The sequence below is a fragment of the Gracilibacillus timonensis genome (genome assembly GCF_900086715.1).
In the GTDB taxonomy this organism is placed as follows: domain Bacteria; phylum Bacillota; class Bacilli; order Bacillales; family Amphibacillaceae; genus Gracilibacillus; species Gracilibacillus timonensis.
Map to the genome: position 1 here is coordinate 15,816 of NZ_FLKH01000009.1, position 15,794 is coordinate 31,609.

The following is a 15,794-nucleotide window of genomic DNA, read 5'->3' on the forward strand; positions in this document are numbered from 1 at the left end:
GTGATCAGCGCCATGAGTATGCTCAAAATACCTATCTATCGAACCTATCTCAAGAGACCGATGGATTTGATCTTATCACTCCTTGCCATTATCGTGCTAAGCCCGGTATTCCTAGTGATCGCCATTTTGGTAAAAACGAAATTAGGTAGTCCCATCCTTTTTAAACAAGAACGACCTGGTTTGCAGGAAGAAATCTTTTGGATGTATAAGTTTCGAACCATGACCGATGCGCGAGATGAAAAAGGAAATATGCTTCCTGATGATCGGAGATTAACGAGGTTTGGCAGCTTGCTTCGGGCAACCTCTCTAGATGAGCTGCCGGAATTATTTAACATTGTGAAAGGCGACATGTCACTTATTGGACCGCGTCCGCTACTGGTACAGTATTTGCCTCTATATAATCAGCAGCAGCGACGGCGCCATGAAGTAAGGCCGGGGTTATCAGGATTGGCTCAGGTCAATGGAAGAAATGCCATTAGCTGGCAGGAAAAGTTTCGATTGGATGTTGAATATGTCGATCATGTCTGTTTCGCATTAGATTGGAAAATTATCATAACCACTATCAAAAGTGTATTTTTAAAAGAAGGGATCCATCAGGAAGAACAAGCAACGGTTCAATACTTCGCAGGGAATTCGGAGGATGTATAAAATGAAAATGATATTTATGGGAAGAAAAAAGTATGCCGCAGAGTTGTTAGAGTGGACGTTAAGTCAAGGGGTGGAGATTGTCGCCGTCGTTACCGATTCTCATTTTCCTAACTCACCAACGGCACAAAAAGCTTCTGAATTAAGAATACCCGTTATAACCATGGAAGATGTGGAGCAAATGCTAATGGACCCGTATCATTCGATCGATGTCATTATTTCTTATTTATATTGGAAAAAGATAAAGGAACCACTAATTAGTGGACCTCGATATGGCTGTATTAACTTTCATCCAGCGTTATTACCGGAGTGGAAAGGTACTGCCGGATATAATGTGGCGATTTTGAATAAGCTTGTTGAGTGGGGAGCAACGGCACATTATGTGGATCGTGAAATTGACACAGGGGATATCATCCGTACCTTTTCCTTTAACTTTGATTATCGAATGGAGACAGCTGCTAGTTTAGAAAAGAAAACACAAGAAATACAAGTGGAACTATACAAGAGTGTGCTCTTAGACATCTTAACCAATGGGAGACTCCCTTCGATCCAACAAGGGCCAAATCAGGGAAGATATATTACAAGACTAGAGATGGAAGAAATGAAAAGAATAGATTTAATCAACGACGATATTGATTTGAAAATTAGAGCGTTTTGGTTTCCGCCATATAATGGGGCTTTTATTGAAGTGAAGGGAAAGAAATACACCTTGATTAACGATTTTATCTTGAAACAATTAATGACCAAAGACAGCACGGCAGCTGTTGTACGTGCGCAAAAAAATCTAATAAAGCATTAAAAAGGATGTTTAAAAAAAGGTGGTGTTTTCGTTGACCCAAGCAAGAATCTATCTCTCACCGCCACACATGAGCGGAAAAGAAATTAATTATATACAACGTGCATTGGAAACGAATTGGGTTGCACCGATAGGACCGAATGTCGATGGGTTTGAAAGGGAAATAGCTGCAAAAGTAGGGGCAAAAGGAGCGATTGCCGTAAGTTCTGGAACGGCTGCCATCCATTTATCTCTCGCTTTGTTAGGAGTCAGCAAAGGAGATCTCGTTTTCTGTTCGACATTGACGTTTGTCGCAAGCGCAAATCCGATTCTTTATCAGGGAGCAACTCCCGTGTTTATTGATTCGGAACCATCGTCTTGGAATATGTCACCACAAGCATTAGCAAGGGCTTTAAGGATAGCAGCACTGCAAGGAAAGCTTCCGAAAGCAGTGATTGTAGTTAACTTATATGGACAAAGTGCCAACATGAACGAGATTCTTCGTTTATGTAATGAATATGACATTCCGATGATTGAAGACGCCGCAGAGTCGCTAGGTTCTCTTTACCAAGGAAAGGCAAGTGGTACGTTTGGCGAGTTCGGCATTTATTCGTTTAATGGCAATAAGATTATTACAACTTCTGGTGGCGGTATGCTTGTTTCCAATAATACGAAGGCTTTAGAGAAAGCAAGATATTTAGCGTCACAGGCGAAAGATACGGCCGTCCATTATCAGCATAGTGTGATGGGATTTAATTATCGGATGAGTAACTTGCTAGCTGGTGTCGGTAGATCGCAACTGCAAGTACTGGATGAGAGGGTGAGGCTGAAACGAAAGGTATTTGCCACCTATGTTCATGCCTTATCAGACTTGCCTGGGGTCACGTTTATGGAAGAGATGGAAGATACACATAGCAATCGCTGGTTGACGACATTAACGATCGATGCAAGCAAAGCAGGGGTTACCGCGACGCAAATCTTGGCTTCTTTACATGAGGAAAACATAGAAGCACGACCTGTTTGGAAACCGCTCCATCTACAGCCGCTTTTCCAAACAACAAGGTATTATGCGCATGGAATGGGCCTGTCGGTATCTGACCAATTATTTGAGACAGGGATTTGTCTTCCGTCAGGATCCAATCTGACAGAAGTAGAACAACATCGAGTAATAAGGAGCGTAAGGAGTCATTTTGATAGTGCGATCGGAACAAGGGATGAGATGAAATTACAAGAATACGAGGTATAACAGATGATTGGAGAGAAAATTAAAACAATACGTAAGACAAGAAGGCTCACATTATCCGAGTGTGCCAAGCGAGCGAATATATCCAAATCTTATTTGAGTAATATCGAGCGCAATCAAAATCAGAACCCCTCCTTGCAAATTATCGAGAAGATCGCAAAGGTATTGCATGTCGATGTCAATACATTGGTTAGCAAAGAATCATCAACCGAGCAGAACCCTGAAGCGAAATGGGTGCAATTTGTTACTGATTTGAAGAATTCGGGGGTAAAAACCAATGATTTACAAGACTTCAAATCAGTCATTGAGTTTGCGAAATGGCAGAAGGAGAATCTCGATAAAAACGATAAAGCGGGTAATAAACATGAAAACTCCTAAGAAAATAAAGGTATTACACGTGGTTGGTGCCATGAATCGGGCTGGAACGGAAACGATGTTAATGAATGTCTATCGCAACATTGATTATCAAAAAGTCCAATTTGATTTTATCTCGTATAGCCAGAAGGAGGCCCATTATGATCAAGAAATTAGAGAACTTGGTGGCAACGTCATTCGACTTCGCAAGACAAATTCTAGTTTAGCTATCTATCAGGTGATCAAAAAATATGGTCCCTATGATGTTATTCATGCCCATACGTTGTTTCATTGTGGTATCTCGATGATGGCTGCGCGGTTAGCGGGTGTGAAGATAAGAATCTCCCATGCCCATACCACCTTGGACGATAGTGAAGGAATCATCAGAAAGCTTTATTTAAAGATGATGCGATACTTTATCACACAGTATTCTACTCATCTATTAGCTTGCAGCAAGGAAGCTGGGAAATATTTATATGGTAAAAAGCTTCTTGGTGATGCCAAGTACACCTATTTTCCCAATGTGATTGATTACTATCCCTATTTACACAAGTCAGAAACACAAGTGCAACAGTTTATCACTCAACAAGGTTTTGATAAATATATCATTATTGGACACATTGGCCGCTTTATGGAGGCAAAAAACCATAAATTTTTGTTGAAAATAATGAAAGAAGTGATCAAGAAGGAGCCGGCGGCGAAATTATTATTGGTAGGGGATGGCGATTTGCGCGAAGAGATAGAGGCGGTCGCTGCAACAGAGGGGCTGTCGGATTATATCTGTTTTATCGGTGTAAGGGATGACATTCCTACGATGCTGCACAGCATGGATGTGTTTGTTTTCCCATCGATTTACGAAGGCTTAGGTTTAGTATTGCTGGAGGCACAGGCGAGTGGAGTGCCGTGTATTGTTTCTGAAGCCATCCAGCCAGAAGCAGACCTGCAAGTGGACCTATTTACCAAATTATCCTTGTCAGATAAGCCAAGCCTGTGGGCTGACAAAATTATCGAAAAGGCAGGACAAAAGGAATATAACCAAACGAAAATCAGCAATGGATTGGAGTACAACGGTTATTCCGTCAAACAGGCCCTGGCGAAGCTGATGAAAATCTATCAATATGAGGAGGGCGGTGAACATGGAAAATATATTGATCGCTACTTTTGATCTGGAAGTAGGAGGAGTGGAGCGCAGTCTCATCAGTATGTTACATCATTTTAATTATCAGCAATATAAGGTGGATGTAATGCTGTATAGCCATAGTGGTGATTTTTTGAAGCAATTACCAACCGAACCAGAATTATTGCAAGAATCAGCTCGTTATAAAACGTTTCGAATGTCTATCAAGCAAATATTCCAATCAGGGTATCCCGCCATTGGGGTTGCTCGTTTATTAGCCAAACTGCGGACACATTGGCAGGATTCGGCAGAAACAGGTTATCAGCAAATGCAGTATATGTGGAAGTATGCCTTGCCTTTCTTACCGAAGTTAGACACCACCTATGATGTTGCGGTTAGTTATTTGTGGCCGCATTACTTTGTAGCGGAAAAAGTAGCAGCAAAGGTGAAAATCGCTTGGATACACACCGACTTCTCTTCGGTCGATACCAATGAGGACATCGATATCAAGATGTGGAGGAAGTTTGATCACATTGTCGCCGTCTCGGAGGAATGTAAAAAGTCGTTTATTCATAAATATCCACTGCTCCAGCAGAAGGTGCTTGTGATGGAAAATATCACATCGCCTGATTTGATCCGGTCATTGGCCGCCGTACAGCTGGAAAATCCCATGCTGCATGATACACGATTTAAAATAATCACTGTGGCACGTTTATCTCATGCCAAAGGGATAGATCAAGCGGTTCGAGCACTGAAGCTGTTAAAGGAAAAGGGCTATCGGAATCTTGCCTGGTATGTGGTTGGTTATGGCGGGGATGAACGCATGCTAAGGGAGCTGATAGCAGACGCTGACTTGCAGGAAGCATTTATTCTCCTAGGAAAAAAGGTCAATCCCTATCCTTTCATCAAGGCTGCTGATTTGTATGTCCAGCCATCACGCTATGAAGGAAAAGCCGTGACAGTTGGGGAGGCGCAAATACTCGCCAAACCGGTCTTAATAACGAATTATCCAACGGCACCAAGTCAAGTAAACGATGGACAGGATGGCAGGATCTGTGAGTCATCCATTGCTGGAATTGCAACGGGTATTCAAACGTTATACGAGCATCCAGAACAAAGAAACCAGTTGGCTGCGGCATGTGCCAATACCGATTATGCTAATGAACGGGAGTTAGAGAAGCTTTATCAAATCGTCTAAAAAGGAGGAATTGGATGTGGGGAGAAGCTAAAGTGAGCATCATTGTGCCGATCTATAACGTTGAGCCATATATTCATCGCTGTTTGGATAGTATTATTCATCAAACCTATTCCAATTTGGAAATCATCCTAGTAGACGACGGCTCCCCAGACGATTGCGGAAAAATAGCGAATGATTATCAACAAACAGATTGTCGAGTACACGTCATTCATCAGGAAAATGCTGGCTTGTCAGACGCAAGAAACCAGGGAGTGAAGCGTGCGACGGGCGACTATACGATGTTTGTGGACAGTGATGATTGGCTCAAGGAAACCATGGTGGAGATGATGATGACCTATATGATCCGCTATCAAGCGGATGTTGTCCAAACCGCTTTTTATTATGCTTATCAAGACAAGTTGCTGGTGGATCAACGCTACTTCAAGGAACACGATCGACCGGTTCTATTACAACAGGATCGGTTGATGTATGAATTGATCGCAAATGAAAAAGTGAAAAATTTTGCCTGGGGAAAGTTATATAAAACTTCCTTCATTCGGAATATTCCATTTAAAAAAGGTGTTTTATTTGAGGATGTCTTCTGGGCCCATCACGTCATGCATCAAGTGGATCGATATCTCATACTGCATCAGCCTATGTATTATTACTATCAGCGTGATGACAGTATTGCAGCAACTTACACTACTAGAAGCTTAGATATGCTGAAGGGTTTAAAGGAAAGACATCGCTTTGTTGAATCCCATTACCCGGAACTGATGGATACCTCGTACAAACTGATTTTAAAAACGAGTCTGATTCATTACAACTTGTGCACGTTGAACAGAAGTATCGATAGCAATAAGTTACATAGAGAAGCCATTGCGTTGTATATACGGAACAACGCCAAGGAGCTGAAACAAGCAATTAGCGGGGACAAATCATTACGTCTTCACTTACGATTATTCTTATGGCATCCCTATTTGTATATGGGCTACCTCGGATGGAGAAAAGGATTACGGCAAATGAAACTGCTACGTACACCGACTGGATTGACAGAAGTGACAAAAGAGGTGTTAGTGAAATGATGAAAAAAATCAAGAAATGGATCGGATTCGTGTGGATATATTTTTGTAACCTGTTGCCGATCAAGCAAAATAAAATAGTGTTGTTTAGCTATTACGGCAGTAACTATGGCTGTAATCCCAAGTATATTTCGCAATATATCAGCGAACATACAGCTAATTCCTTTGATTTGGTCTGGGCTTTCAACGAACCAGAATCGAAGCTGGAATTACCCCACGTTCGAAAAGTAAAGAACATGTCTTGGCGATATTTTTATGAAGTATGCACGGCAAAGGTAGTTATTACAAACTACCGCACAACCGACTTATTTATCAAAAGAAAAAATCAGTATTATATTCAAACCTGGCATAGTTCCTTACGTTTAAAGCAAATTGAAAAGGACGCAGAGAATACCTTGCCTGCGAGCTACCTGCAGATGGCAAAGCAAGACGCAGCAAAATGTGATTTGGTATTATCAGGCTGTCGATTTAGTACGGATATTTTTAAAAGGGCTTTTTGGTATGACGGAGAAATTTTTGAGCATGGCACCCCGCGCAATGATTTATTGTATCAAAGCGGCTCCCGTCAACGAGATCATATACTCGCAAGATTACAGCTGCCCAAAGGGAAGAAATTATTACTGTATGCACCTACCTTTCGAGCGGGCAACCATGAGGTCGTATATGATTTGGATTATCAACCATTGTCGCAGGTATTGCAGGAGAAGTTTGGAGGAGAATGGCTCGTTTTGGTGAAATTACATCCGCATTTGAGCGCTGCAACCAAGCAGTTTCATGATGGTAAGCAGGTAATCGATGTGACCTCGTATGATGATGTACAGGAATTGCTGCTGCTTGCCGATATCTTAATAACGGACTACTCATCGCTTATGTTTGATTTTGCTATTACCAAACGACCGTGTTTCCTTTACACGCCGGACTTAGAACAATATGCCAATGCAGAGAGAGGCCTTTATTTTACTATTACGCAATTACCTTTTACCTATGCAACGAATCATCAAGGGCTGTACGGTAACATAATCAGCTTTCAAGCGGAGGTCTATCAACAGGATGTAGTGACATTTCTCGATGAAGTCGGTTCTTACGAATACGGTCGAGCAAGTGAGAGGTTAGTCAAGCGATTAGAGGAAGTCTGTTTTGATTATAAAACGAGGGGTGACATATTATGAAACGGTATAAAATTGGATATACAACAGGCGTGTTTGATTTATTTCATGTAGGACACTTGAATATCTTACGCAAGGCAAAAGAGCAGTGTGATTTCTTGATTGTAGGTGTTAGTACCGATGAACTGGTGGAGGAATACAAAGCCAAACGGCCAGTCATTCCTTATGAAGAACGAAAAGAAATTGTAGCAGGGATGAAATACGTGGATCAAGTCATCCCCCAACACAATCGGGATAAAATGGCTGCCTGGGACTTCTTGCTTTTTAATGTGATGTTTGTTGGCGATGATTGGGAAGGAGATCCTCTATTTACTGCGTTGGAGAAAGAGTTCCAACAAGTGGGGGTGGATATTATCTATTTTCCCTATACCAAAGGGGTGTCGTCATCGCTGATGAAAGAGAAGATTAAGCTGTAAAAAGGGAGGTGTCATCGTTGAAACCTATCATCAGCGTTATCGTGCCAGTATATAATTTGGAAGCCTATATGGCTAAATGTTTAGATAGTATTCTCGCCCAAGCGTTTACGAGTATGGAAATGGTGGTTGTTAATGATGGTTCGACAGATGGCAGCGGAGCTATTTGTGACCAATTTAGCAGCAAGGATAACAGGGTGAAGGTGATCCATCAGCAACATGCTGGTGTTAGTGCAGCAAGAAATGCAGGAGTAGCGGCAGCCACTGGGGAATATATCGGTTTTGTGGACGCCGATGATTATATTGAAAAGGATATGTATCAGCGACTCTATCAACTTTGCGAAGAAACAGGGTGTGCCATATCTGTTTGCGATTTAGGAAGAGAAATAGATGGAAAACGCATAGATTCCCGTAACGATCCGCCTTATCAAAAAGTGATGACCAATCAAGAAGCAATGTCGGAACTTTTTAAGGGACGCTTATTTCGTTTCTCTCTATGCAATAAGTTATTTAAAAAAAGCTGTTTTACGGGCGTATCTTTTCCGGTAGGACGTATCCATGAAGATTTATCGACCACATACAAGTTGTTCGCCAATGCAGAAACGGTTACTTATTCCAATTTTGCTGGCTATGTCTATGTGAAAAGGAGTCATAGTATTTTAAATGAGCGGTTTCATCAGGGCAGACTGGATGCCTTTATTGCCTGGAATGACATATTGGAATTTATTGAGCAGTATGATTCTTCTCTGCTGACGGATGTGTATGCCTGTTATGGTTATTGGTGTGTAGATAATATTTTTTACGTATTGAATCAAACAATGAATAGAAGAGAGAAGAAATTATATCTGCTGAAGATTCGGCGCTATAGTCGTAAACACTACAGGAAGATGATGAGAAATAACATCTTGTCTTATAAATATAAATATATTGTGTCGATGATTCGCTACAATATTTTTTTATTGTTATTCTCCAGCCGATTAAAGCAAACGTTGGGCCTGTCATAAAGAAAATATACAGGTGGTGAAACGATGAAAAAGAAGCTATTGTTTGTGATTGATTCATTGGATGTGGCCGGCGCTGAAAAAAGTCTGGTGACACTGTTAAATTTATTGGATTATCATCAGTATGAAGTCGATTTGCAATTATTCGCTTATGGTAATCCACTGGAGCAATTGGTTCCCGAGCAAGTCCATCTATTAAAACCATTGAGCTATACAAGCTTTACAGGGAAGCGTTGGACATCGGCGCTAATGCAATCGATGACCACAACAGACTATACGATGCTTGTCTCACGAGTCAGATATTCATACCAAATTCGCAGTAAGAATTGTGGCAATATCCAGAAGGCTAGAATTTACTGGGAAAGTGCAGCACGCGTGATTGAGGATAACCCGAAGCAATATGATGTTGCGATCAGTTATGCACAAGGGGTACCTACCTTTTATGTGGCAGAGAAAATAACGGCGAAAAGAAAACTGGCCTGGGTTAATGTTAGTTATCGATTGGATCAACGTGAGAGACAGTTTCAACAATATTATTATGATCGATACGATAAAATCATTACTGTGTCGGATGCAGCAAAAGAAGTTTTTTTAGAAACATTTCCTTTTTATCAAAAGAAACTAGCCATACAATATGATATTAATAATCCTGTCTTTATTACTAAAATGGCGGAAATTGGAGAAGGTTATAAAGATGATTTTGATGGTGTAAGGCTGTTAACCATTGGAAGATTAGCTCATCAAAAAGGTTATGATCTGGCACTGGAGGCCTGTAAAAAGCTGAAAGAAGCTAGCGTACATTTTAAATGGTATGCACTGGGAAAAGGTCCCTTGCAAGTAGAGATTGAAAAAAAGATAAAAAAGATGGGATTAACCGACCATTTTATTTTATTGGGGGTAAAGGCGAATCCGTATCCTTTTATTAAACAGGCGGATATTTATGTTCAGACCTCGCGTTTTGAAGGGTTTGGCCTCGCTATAGCAGAAGCCAGAATGCTGAATATTCCCGTCGTCACCTCAATCTTTGATGCCGTATATAATCAAATGGTAAACGAGAAAAATGGATTAGTCGTGGAACGAAATGCGGATGATGTTTCGGCAGCAATTAAACAAATTCTAGATAATCAACCGTTAAAAAGCCGTATCATTCAATACTTAATCCATGAGAAAAAAGGAAATGTGGAAGAAATAGAGAACTTTTATCAGTTGATTGAATCCACATAAAGGATGGTTTTCGAAATGAAGCAAAGCATATTATTTATGGTCATTAATATGAATGTAGGTGGGACAGAACGGTCATTGCTGAATAGGATTGCTGAAATGCCGGAGAATCAATATGATATTACAATTCTGATGTTGGAGAAACGTGGTGGTTTTTTAGCGTCCATCCCTGCTCATGTAAAGGTTACCTCTATCGATGAATATCCAACAATCAAAGAGATGTTAAACAGCCCACTCAGGAAAATGCTGCGTAATAATTTTCAAAAGGATAAAAGGATCAACGATTGGCGTCCCTTTTTTAGACAGTTAGGAGCAAGATTTATGAGGAATAGAGGATATTTCTTAAACTATGTGTTGAAAAACACGCCAAACTTACCAACAGCATATGATGTGGCGGTAGCTTATGCAGGTCCTATGGATCTAATAAGCTATTTTGTTTGTCACAAAATAAATGCCAAGAAGAAAGTACAGTGGATTCATTTTGATGTGACCAAGATTGATTTTGATGTATCCTTTGCTGCAAAAATTTATCGGCAATTCGATCAGGTTTATGCAGTATCTCAGGAAGGGAGAGATAAACTAATCGATAAACTCCCGAAATTAAAAGCGAAAATCGATTTTTGTGCCAATCTAATAGAGCCTGAACGGATAACGGAGAAGGCCGAGGAAGGTAAAGGATTTACAGATCATTTTCCTGGTGTAAGGATTTTAACGGTCGGCCGTTTGAGTAAAGAGAAAGGTCAGGATCTCATTATTCCCGTATTAGCAAAATTAAAAGAAAGCGGCTTTCCTGTAAGGTGGTATTGCATTGGAGAAGGAAGTGCCCAACAAGCATATGAACAGCTGATAAAAAAATATCAGTTGGAATCCGATTTTATCCTGTTAGGTGCCATGTCTAATCCTTATCCGTTTATGAAGCAATGTGATCTATACGTTCAACCATCTCGTCATGAGGGGTATTGCCTTACCCTTGCAGAAGCCAGGTGTTTTTCTAATCCGATTATTACGACTAATTTTACCGGTGCCCATGAACAGTTGTCACAGCATGCAAACAGTATAATCGTAGACGTTGATGAGCAGCAAATATATGCAGCAGTGCAACGTATGATAGAGCGAAACGATCTTCCATCGGCGGCTTCCACCTAGCTATTTTTATGAAAGAAACTATCTTGGTATATATGAAAACACGGTTGATCGTCATCACGAAAATGACGGCCAAAATTTTGTGAGAAGCGGAAAAAATGGTCGTCATCATGGAAATGACGGCCAAAATCTTGTGGGAAGCGGAAAAAATGGTCGTCATCATGGAAATGACGGCCAAAATCTTGTGGGAAGCGGAAAAAATGGTCGTCATCATGGAAATGACGGCCAAAATCTCGTGGGAAGCGGAAAAAATGGTCGTCATCATGGAAATGACGGCCAAAATCTCGTGGGAAGCGGAAAAAATGGTCGTCATCACGAAAATGACGGCCAAAAATTCGAGTGAAGTGAGTAAAATGGTGGACGAAAATTCAATAGTTCACGAGTAGCTATACGGGATTGTATAGTAGCTATCTCCCATGGGTGAATGCCCTATAGAAAGGAAGTGAGAATGTGAAAACAACGATACAAAAAATAGCAGCACTCTTTCAGCGGCGGGAAAAGAAACGACTGGTGCTTCTTTTTTTTATGATGGTAATAGCCGCCTTGCTAGAAACCATTGGAATAGGATTAATCGTTCCTTTTGTTGGTATGGTGACGAATCCAGAAATGATTCAAGAACAAGCCATTTTAGCTAAGATATATGAACTATTTTCCTTTCAAACAACTACTGCATTTATCCTATTTGCCGTTATCCTGTTATTTATCGTATTTGTCTTGAAAAATCTATATCTACTGCTTTTCAACTATGCCCAATTTAGGGTTATCCTGAATCAACAAGTAAAGTTATCACGCAATCTATTTAAGGCGTATCTAACTAAACCTTATACTTTTCATCTGCAACGGAATTCAGCAGATCTTCTCCGTAATGTAAATGAAGAGGTGCCCAAGGTGTTTCAAGGTATTATCATGTCGAGTTTTCAATTATTTACTGAAATACTGGTTATCCTTTGTATCTTGATCTTGCTGCTTATTACAGCACCAGTCGCTACATTAACGGCTGCTGTTTTATTAGGTGGAAGTGTGGTGTTGTTCTTTACCATCTTGCGCAAGAAGATTAGTACCTTAGGACAAGAACAGCAAATCGTTGGCGGAAAAATGATTAAATGGGTCAATCAAGGATTAGGAGCAAGCAAAGAAGTGAAGGTATCAGGGAAGGAAAGATTCTTTATTGATTCCTACGCCGCTCAAAGCCAGATCAAGGCGAATAATAGCAGGTATATGAAAATGCTGGAGACAGTACCAAGGCTGTTTATTGAGACAATGTTGGTCTCGATTGTCTTGATTACCATGCTGATTATCGTGCTTCAAGGAACAGGAACAACACAACTGATCTCGACCATGGCACTATTTGCTATGGCCGCCTTTCGTTTAATGCCGTCCATTACACGAGTGGTCGCACTGATCACAACCATTCGTTACAGTCAACCAGCATTGAATGTCGTTTATGAAGATTTAATATGGCATAAAGAAGAAACGGCGTATGCCCATCAACTTAAACAAAAATACAAGAATTCGGGATCCAAGACGTATACTGATTCCATACAGCTAAATAATGTCTCGTTTCGTTATCCGAATCAAACGATGGACACGATCAAGAATATATCGTTAGAAATCCCCATCGGCCAATCGATTGCGTTTATCGGCGAATCTGGTTCAGGGAAAACGACATTAGTGGACATTATACTCGGGCTGTTTGAGCCGGCAAACGGTCGTGTGCTGGCAGATGGCCAAGATATTTTCGAACAAAAACATAGTTGGCAGCAGAAAATAGGTTACATCCCGCAGACGATTTTTCTATCAGATGATACGATCCGCGGCAATGTAGCCTTTGGTATGGAAAGAGAAGAAATTGATGATGCCATGGTCTGGCAAGCACTAGAACAAGCACAATTAAAAGAGTATGTGGAAACCCTGCCAAATCAATTAGAAACAACCGTAGGAGAAAGGGGATTGAGACTGTCTGGTGGACAGCGCCAACGTATTGGCATTGCCCGGGCTTTGTATCACAACCCAGAAATATTATTCATGGATGAAGCAACATCTGCATTGGATCATGAGACCGAAAAGGATATCATCAAGGCGATTGATGAACTCAAGGGTGAGAAGACATTCATTATCATTGCTCATCGATTAAGTACGATTGAAAATTGCGATATTGTTTTCGAAATTAGCGACGGTCAGGTGGTCTCCGTTCATCATGAATGGAAGCAGTCAGTAATCTAAAATCATAGTCAGTCAGAAATGAGGCTAAAGGTGGTAAAAAATAATGAGCAATCGCATGGAACAATTAGACTCGCTTCGTGGTTTAGCAGCATTAGTCGTTCTATTTAGTCATATCCCGTATTTTGCGTTTTCGCTGCCCCCTGTCGTCTATCAGGCTCTTGTATGGTTAGGTTTTACGGATGGTTACCGTGCTGTGATGTTGTTTTTTCTGTTAAGTGGTTTCGTGTTGTCACTCCCTTTCCTAAGAAAAGACAAACTGGATTATCTGCCTTATGTAATCAAACGATTGTTTAGAATTTATCTTCCCTACTTGTCTGCGATTGTCTTTGCGATGATACTATCGCAAATTTTTTTGAATCAAGACATTGCGGCTATTGGTGACTGGAACCTGTTATGGAAGGAATCCATCCGTATGCCATTAATGACGGAACATCTTTTATTCTTAGGTAATTATCATACCAATGCATTTAATGGTGTGATCTGGTCCTTGGTGCATGAATTACGTATATCTTTGATTTTCCCTTTTCTAATGCTAGTAGTGAAGCGGTTGAACTGGAAAATAATCATTACGATAGCTCTTCTGCTATCTGGCATTTCAGCGTTAAATACGATGTATCATTGGCAGGAATCCGTGGGATATCATACAGACTATTTTAAAACGTTGCAATACACCGCTTTTTTTCTGTTTGGTTCCTTAATGGCTAAACATCGAAAAGAGCTAACAGTATTCTTTCATCATAGAAAATTTTCATCTAAATGTGCCCTGCTTTTTATGTCCTTAGGGTTGTTTCAGTTCTCGAATTTTGGTTTGCATGTTGCCTATCAACTGACAGGAATTAGTTTTTTCTCCACTCATTTTAATACGATATCAGAATATGGCATAGTTCTTGGTTGTATCGGCATAGTTGTATGTGCGCTTGGTTCAGTTAAGTTAACAAGCGTGCTGCAGCTTAAACCGTTTCTTTTTTTAGGAAGAATATCTTATAGCTTATATCTCTTTCATTTACCGGTTATTTTAACCTGCTTATACCTGCTTCAGGGATTGCTGCCATTATGGATGATATCGGTCATAGCGATGAAGTTGAGTTTTGGTATAGCAGCGCTCGCCTGGCTAGCCATTGAAAACCCCGCACAAAAAATGGGCAGAAAATTAGCGCAGCGAACGAGTGACAAACAGCAAGTGTGGGTGCCCAAGAAAAAGACGGTGTGAACCACAGAAGGAGGCAAGTGATGACTATAGAAATAAGTATGATTGTCCCTGTGTATAATCTGGAGAAGTTCTTACCAAAATGTATAGATTCGATCTTAGCTCAAACGTTCCAAGCATTTGAGTTGATTCTAGTTAACGATGGTTCTACCGATGCTAGCGGTGAACTATGCGATGCATATGCTAAACGAGACAAGCGAGTGAAGGTGATTCATAAAGAAAACGGCGGAGTGGCGTCATCACGAAATGCAGGCTTAGATATGGCAAAAGGGAAATATATAGGGTTTGTCGATAATGATGATTATATCAATGAACAGATGCTGGAACTGTTATATACCAATGCGATGAAGAATAATTCCGATATGGTCGCCTGTGATTTTGTCAAGGTGAACGAAGACCAGCTTGTTGATAGGAAATGTGCATCGGACGATTATAAGATACAGCACTTTACCAATATAGAGGCTTTACACCAAATCTATGGAACGAATGCTCTTACGTTTATCTGTCCGTGGAATAAACTTTATAAAGAATCGGTATTTCAAGATATTAGATATGAGGTTGGCAATATCAATGACGATGAAACGGTTGTGCATAAGCTGCTTGATAAGAGTGAAAAAACAACCTATATTCAGACTGCATTATATTATTATGTTCAGCGCAAGGATAGTCAAATTCATTCCCTTTCTTATTCGATACGATTCGGCGCGGTATCGGCACTAAAGGATAGAGAAGTTTATTTTCGAAAGAGAAAACTAACTTCGTTACATCAAAAAGCTCTAAAACATTATATGGAGAAGTTTTTTTGGTATTACTTTTTGGCGAAGTCCGATTCAACAGATAGGAGGCAAGCATTAAGGGTGATGAAACGTTCGTTTGACCGAACCTTGTTTTATCTTTTGCTGCATAAAGAAATGGGCTGGAAGCAAAAGGTGATGTGTGTAATATTTTGCGTCCATCCATCGTTATTTGAGCGCATCAACCATATTCCTACGAAAAAACGACAACTGACATAAAACAAGCGAGGTGA

At 40.5% G+C, this 15,794-nt stretch carries 16 protein-coding genes; all 16 read left to right on the forward strand.

The genetic code is table 11. The features are described 5' to 3' along the window. Positions 1–12: 12 nt before the first annotated feature. A complete protein-coding gene (locus BN6556_RS02325) occupies positions 13–648 on the forward strand; it encodes a sugar transferase (RefSeq protein WP_066186679.1) in 636 nt (211 codons plus the stop codon). Between the two features lies 1 nt (position 649). Further along, entirely contained in the window at positions 650–1,444 is a 795-nt protein-coding gene (locus BN6556_RS02330) for a methionyl-tRNA formyltransferase (protein WP_066186682.1), read from the forward strand. Between the two features lie 67 nt (positions 1,445–1,511). Beyond that, a complete protein-coding gene (locus tag BN6556_RS02335; RefSeq protein ID WP_066187354.1) occupies positions 1,512–2,666 on the forward strand; it encodes a DegT/DnrJ/EryC1/StrS family aminotransferase in 1,155 nt (384 codons plus the stop codon). 3 nt (positions 2,667–2,669) lie between these two features. Continuing rightward, positions 2,670–3,041, forward strand: coding sequence for a helix-turn-helix domain-containing protein (locus tag BN6556_RS02340; RefSeq protein ID WP_066186684.1), 372 nt, complete (start codon positions 2,670–2,672; stop codon positions 3,039–3,041). Continuing rightward, positions 3,028–4,182 (forward strand): glycosyltransferase family 1 protein, encoded by a 1,155-nt coding sequence (locus BN6556_RS02345; protein ID WP_066186687.1) that lies wholly within the window; start codon positions 3,028–3,030, stop codon positions 4,180–4,182. Before BN6556_RS02340 ends, BN6556_RS02345 begins: the two co-directional genes overlap by 14 nt. Further along, positions 4,154–5,332 carry a glycosyltransferase gene (locus BN6556_RS02350; protein WP_066186690.1) on the forward strand — a complete coding sequence of 393 codons (1,179 nt, stop codon included), beginning with the start codon at positions 4,154–4,156 and terminating at the stop codon, positions 5,330–5,332. The genes BN6556_RS02345 and BN6556_RS02350 overlap by 29 nt, the downstream gene beginning before the upstream one ends. Before the next feature lie 14 nt (positions 5,333–5,346). Further along, positions 5,347–6,396, forward strand: coding sequence for a glycosyltransferase family 2 protein (locus BN6556_RS02355; protein WP_066186694.1), 1,050 nt, complete (start codon positions 5,347–5,349; stop codon positions 6,394–6,396). Continuing rightward, positions 6,393–7,562: a CDP-glycerol glycerophosphotransferase family protein gene (locus tag BN6556_RS02360; RefSeq protein WP_235817438.1), complete on the forward strand. Its 1,170-nt coding sequence runs from the start codon at positions 6,393–6,395 to the stop codon at positions 7,560–7,562. The genes BN6556_RS02355 and BN6556_RS02360 overlap by 4 nt, the downstream gene beginning before the upstream one ends. Then, positions 7,559–7,975, forward strand: a complete 417-nt coding sequence (locus BN6556_RS02365; RefSeq protein ID WP_066186697.1) for an adenylyltransferase/cytidyltransferase family protein — start codon at positions 7,559–7,561, stop codon at positions 7,973–7,975. Before BN6556_RS02360 ends, BN6556_RS02365 begins: the two co-directional genes overlap by 4 nt. Positions 7,976–7,992: 17 nt before the next feature. Further along, a complete protein-coding gene (locus BN6556_RS02370) occupies positions 7,993–8,976 on the forward strand; it encodes a glycosyltransferase (protein ID WP_066186699.1) in 984 nt (327 codons plus the stop codon). Positions 8,977–9,000: 24 nt separating this feature from the next. Continuing rightward, entirely contained in the window at positions 9,001–10,197 is a 1,197-nt protein-coding gene (locus BN6556_RS02375; protein WP_066186701.1) for a glycosyltransferase, read from the forward strand. 15 nt (positions 10,198–10,212) lie between these two features. Then, a complete protein-coding gene (locus BN6556_RS02380; RefSeq protein WP_066186704.1) occupies positions 10,213–11,340 on the forward strand; it encodes a glycosyltransferase in 1,128 nt (375 codons plus the stop codon). 95 nt (positions 11,341–11,435) lie between these two features. Then, a complete protein-coding gene (locus BN6556_RS02385; RefSeq protein ID WP_066186707.1) occupies positions 11,436–11,723 on the forward strand; it encodes a hypothetical protein in 288 nt (95 codons plus the stop codon). 64 nt (positions 11,724–11,787) lie between these two features. Next, a complete protein-coding gene (locus BN6556_RS02390; RefSeq protein WP_066186710.1) occupies positions 11,788–13,560 on the forward strand; it encodes an ABC transporter ATP-binding protein in 1,773 nt (590 codons plus the stop codon). Positions 13,561–13,603: 43 nt separating this feature from the next. Next, positions 13,604–14,770, forward strand: a complete 1,167-nt coding sequence (locus BN6556_RS02395) for an acyltransferase family protein (protein ID WP_066186713.1) — start codon at positions 13,604–13,606, stop codon at positions 14,768–14,770. Between the two features lie 20 nt (positions 14,771–14,790). Next, entirely contained in the window at positions 14,791–15,780 is a 990-nt protein-coding gene (locus BN6556_RS02400) for a glycosyltransferase family 2 protein (RefSeq protein ID WP_066186716.1), read from the forward strand. Positions 15,781–15,794 lie beyond the last annotated feature (14 nt).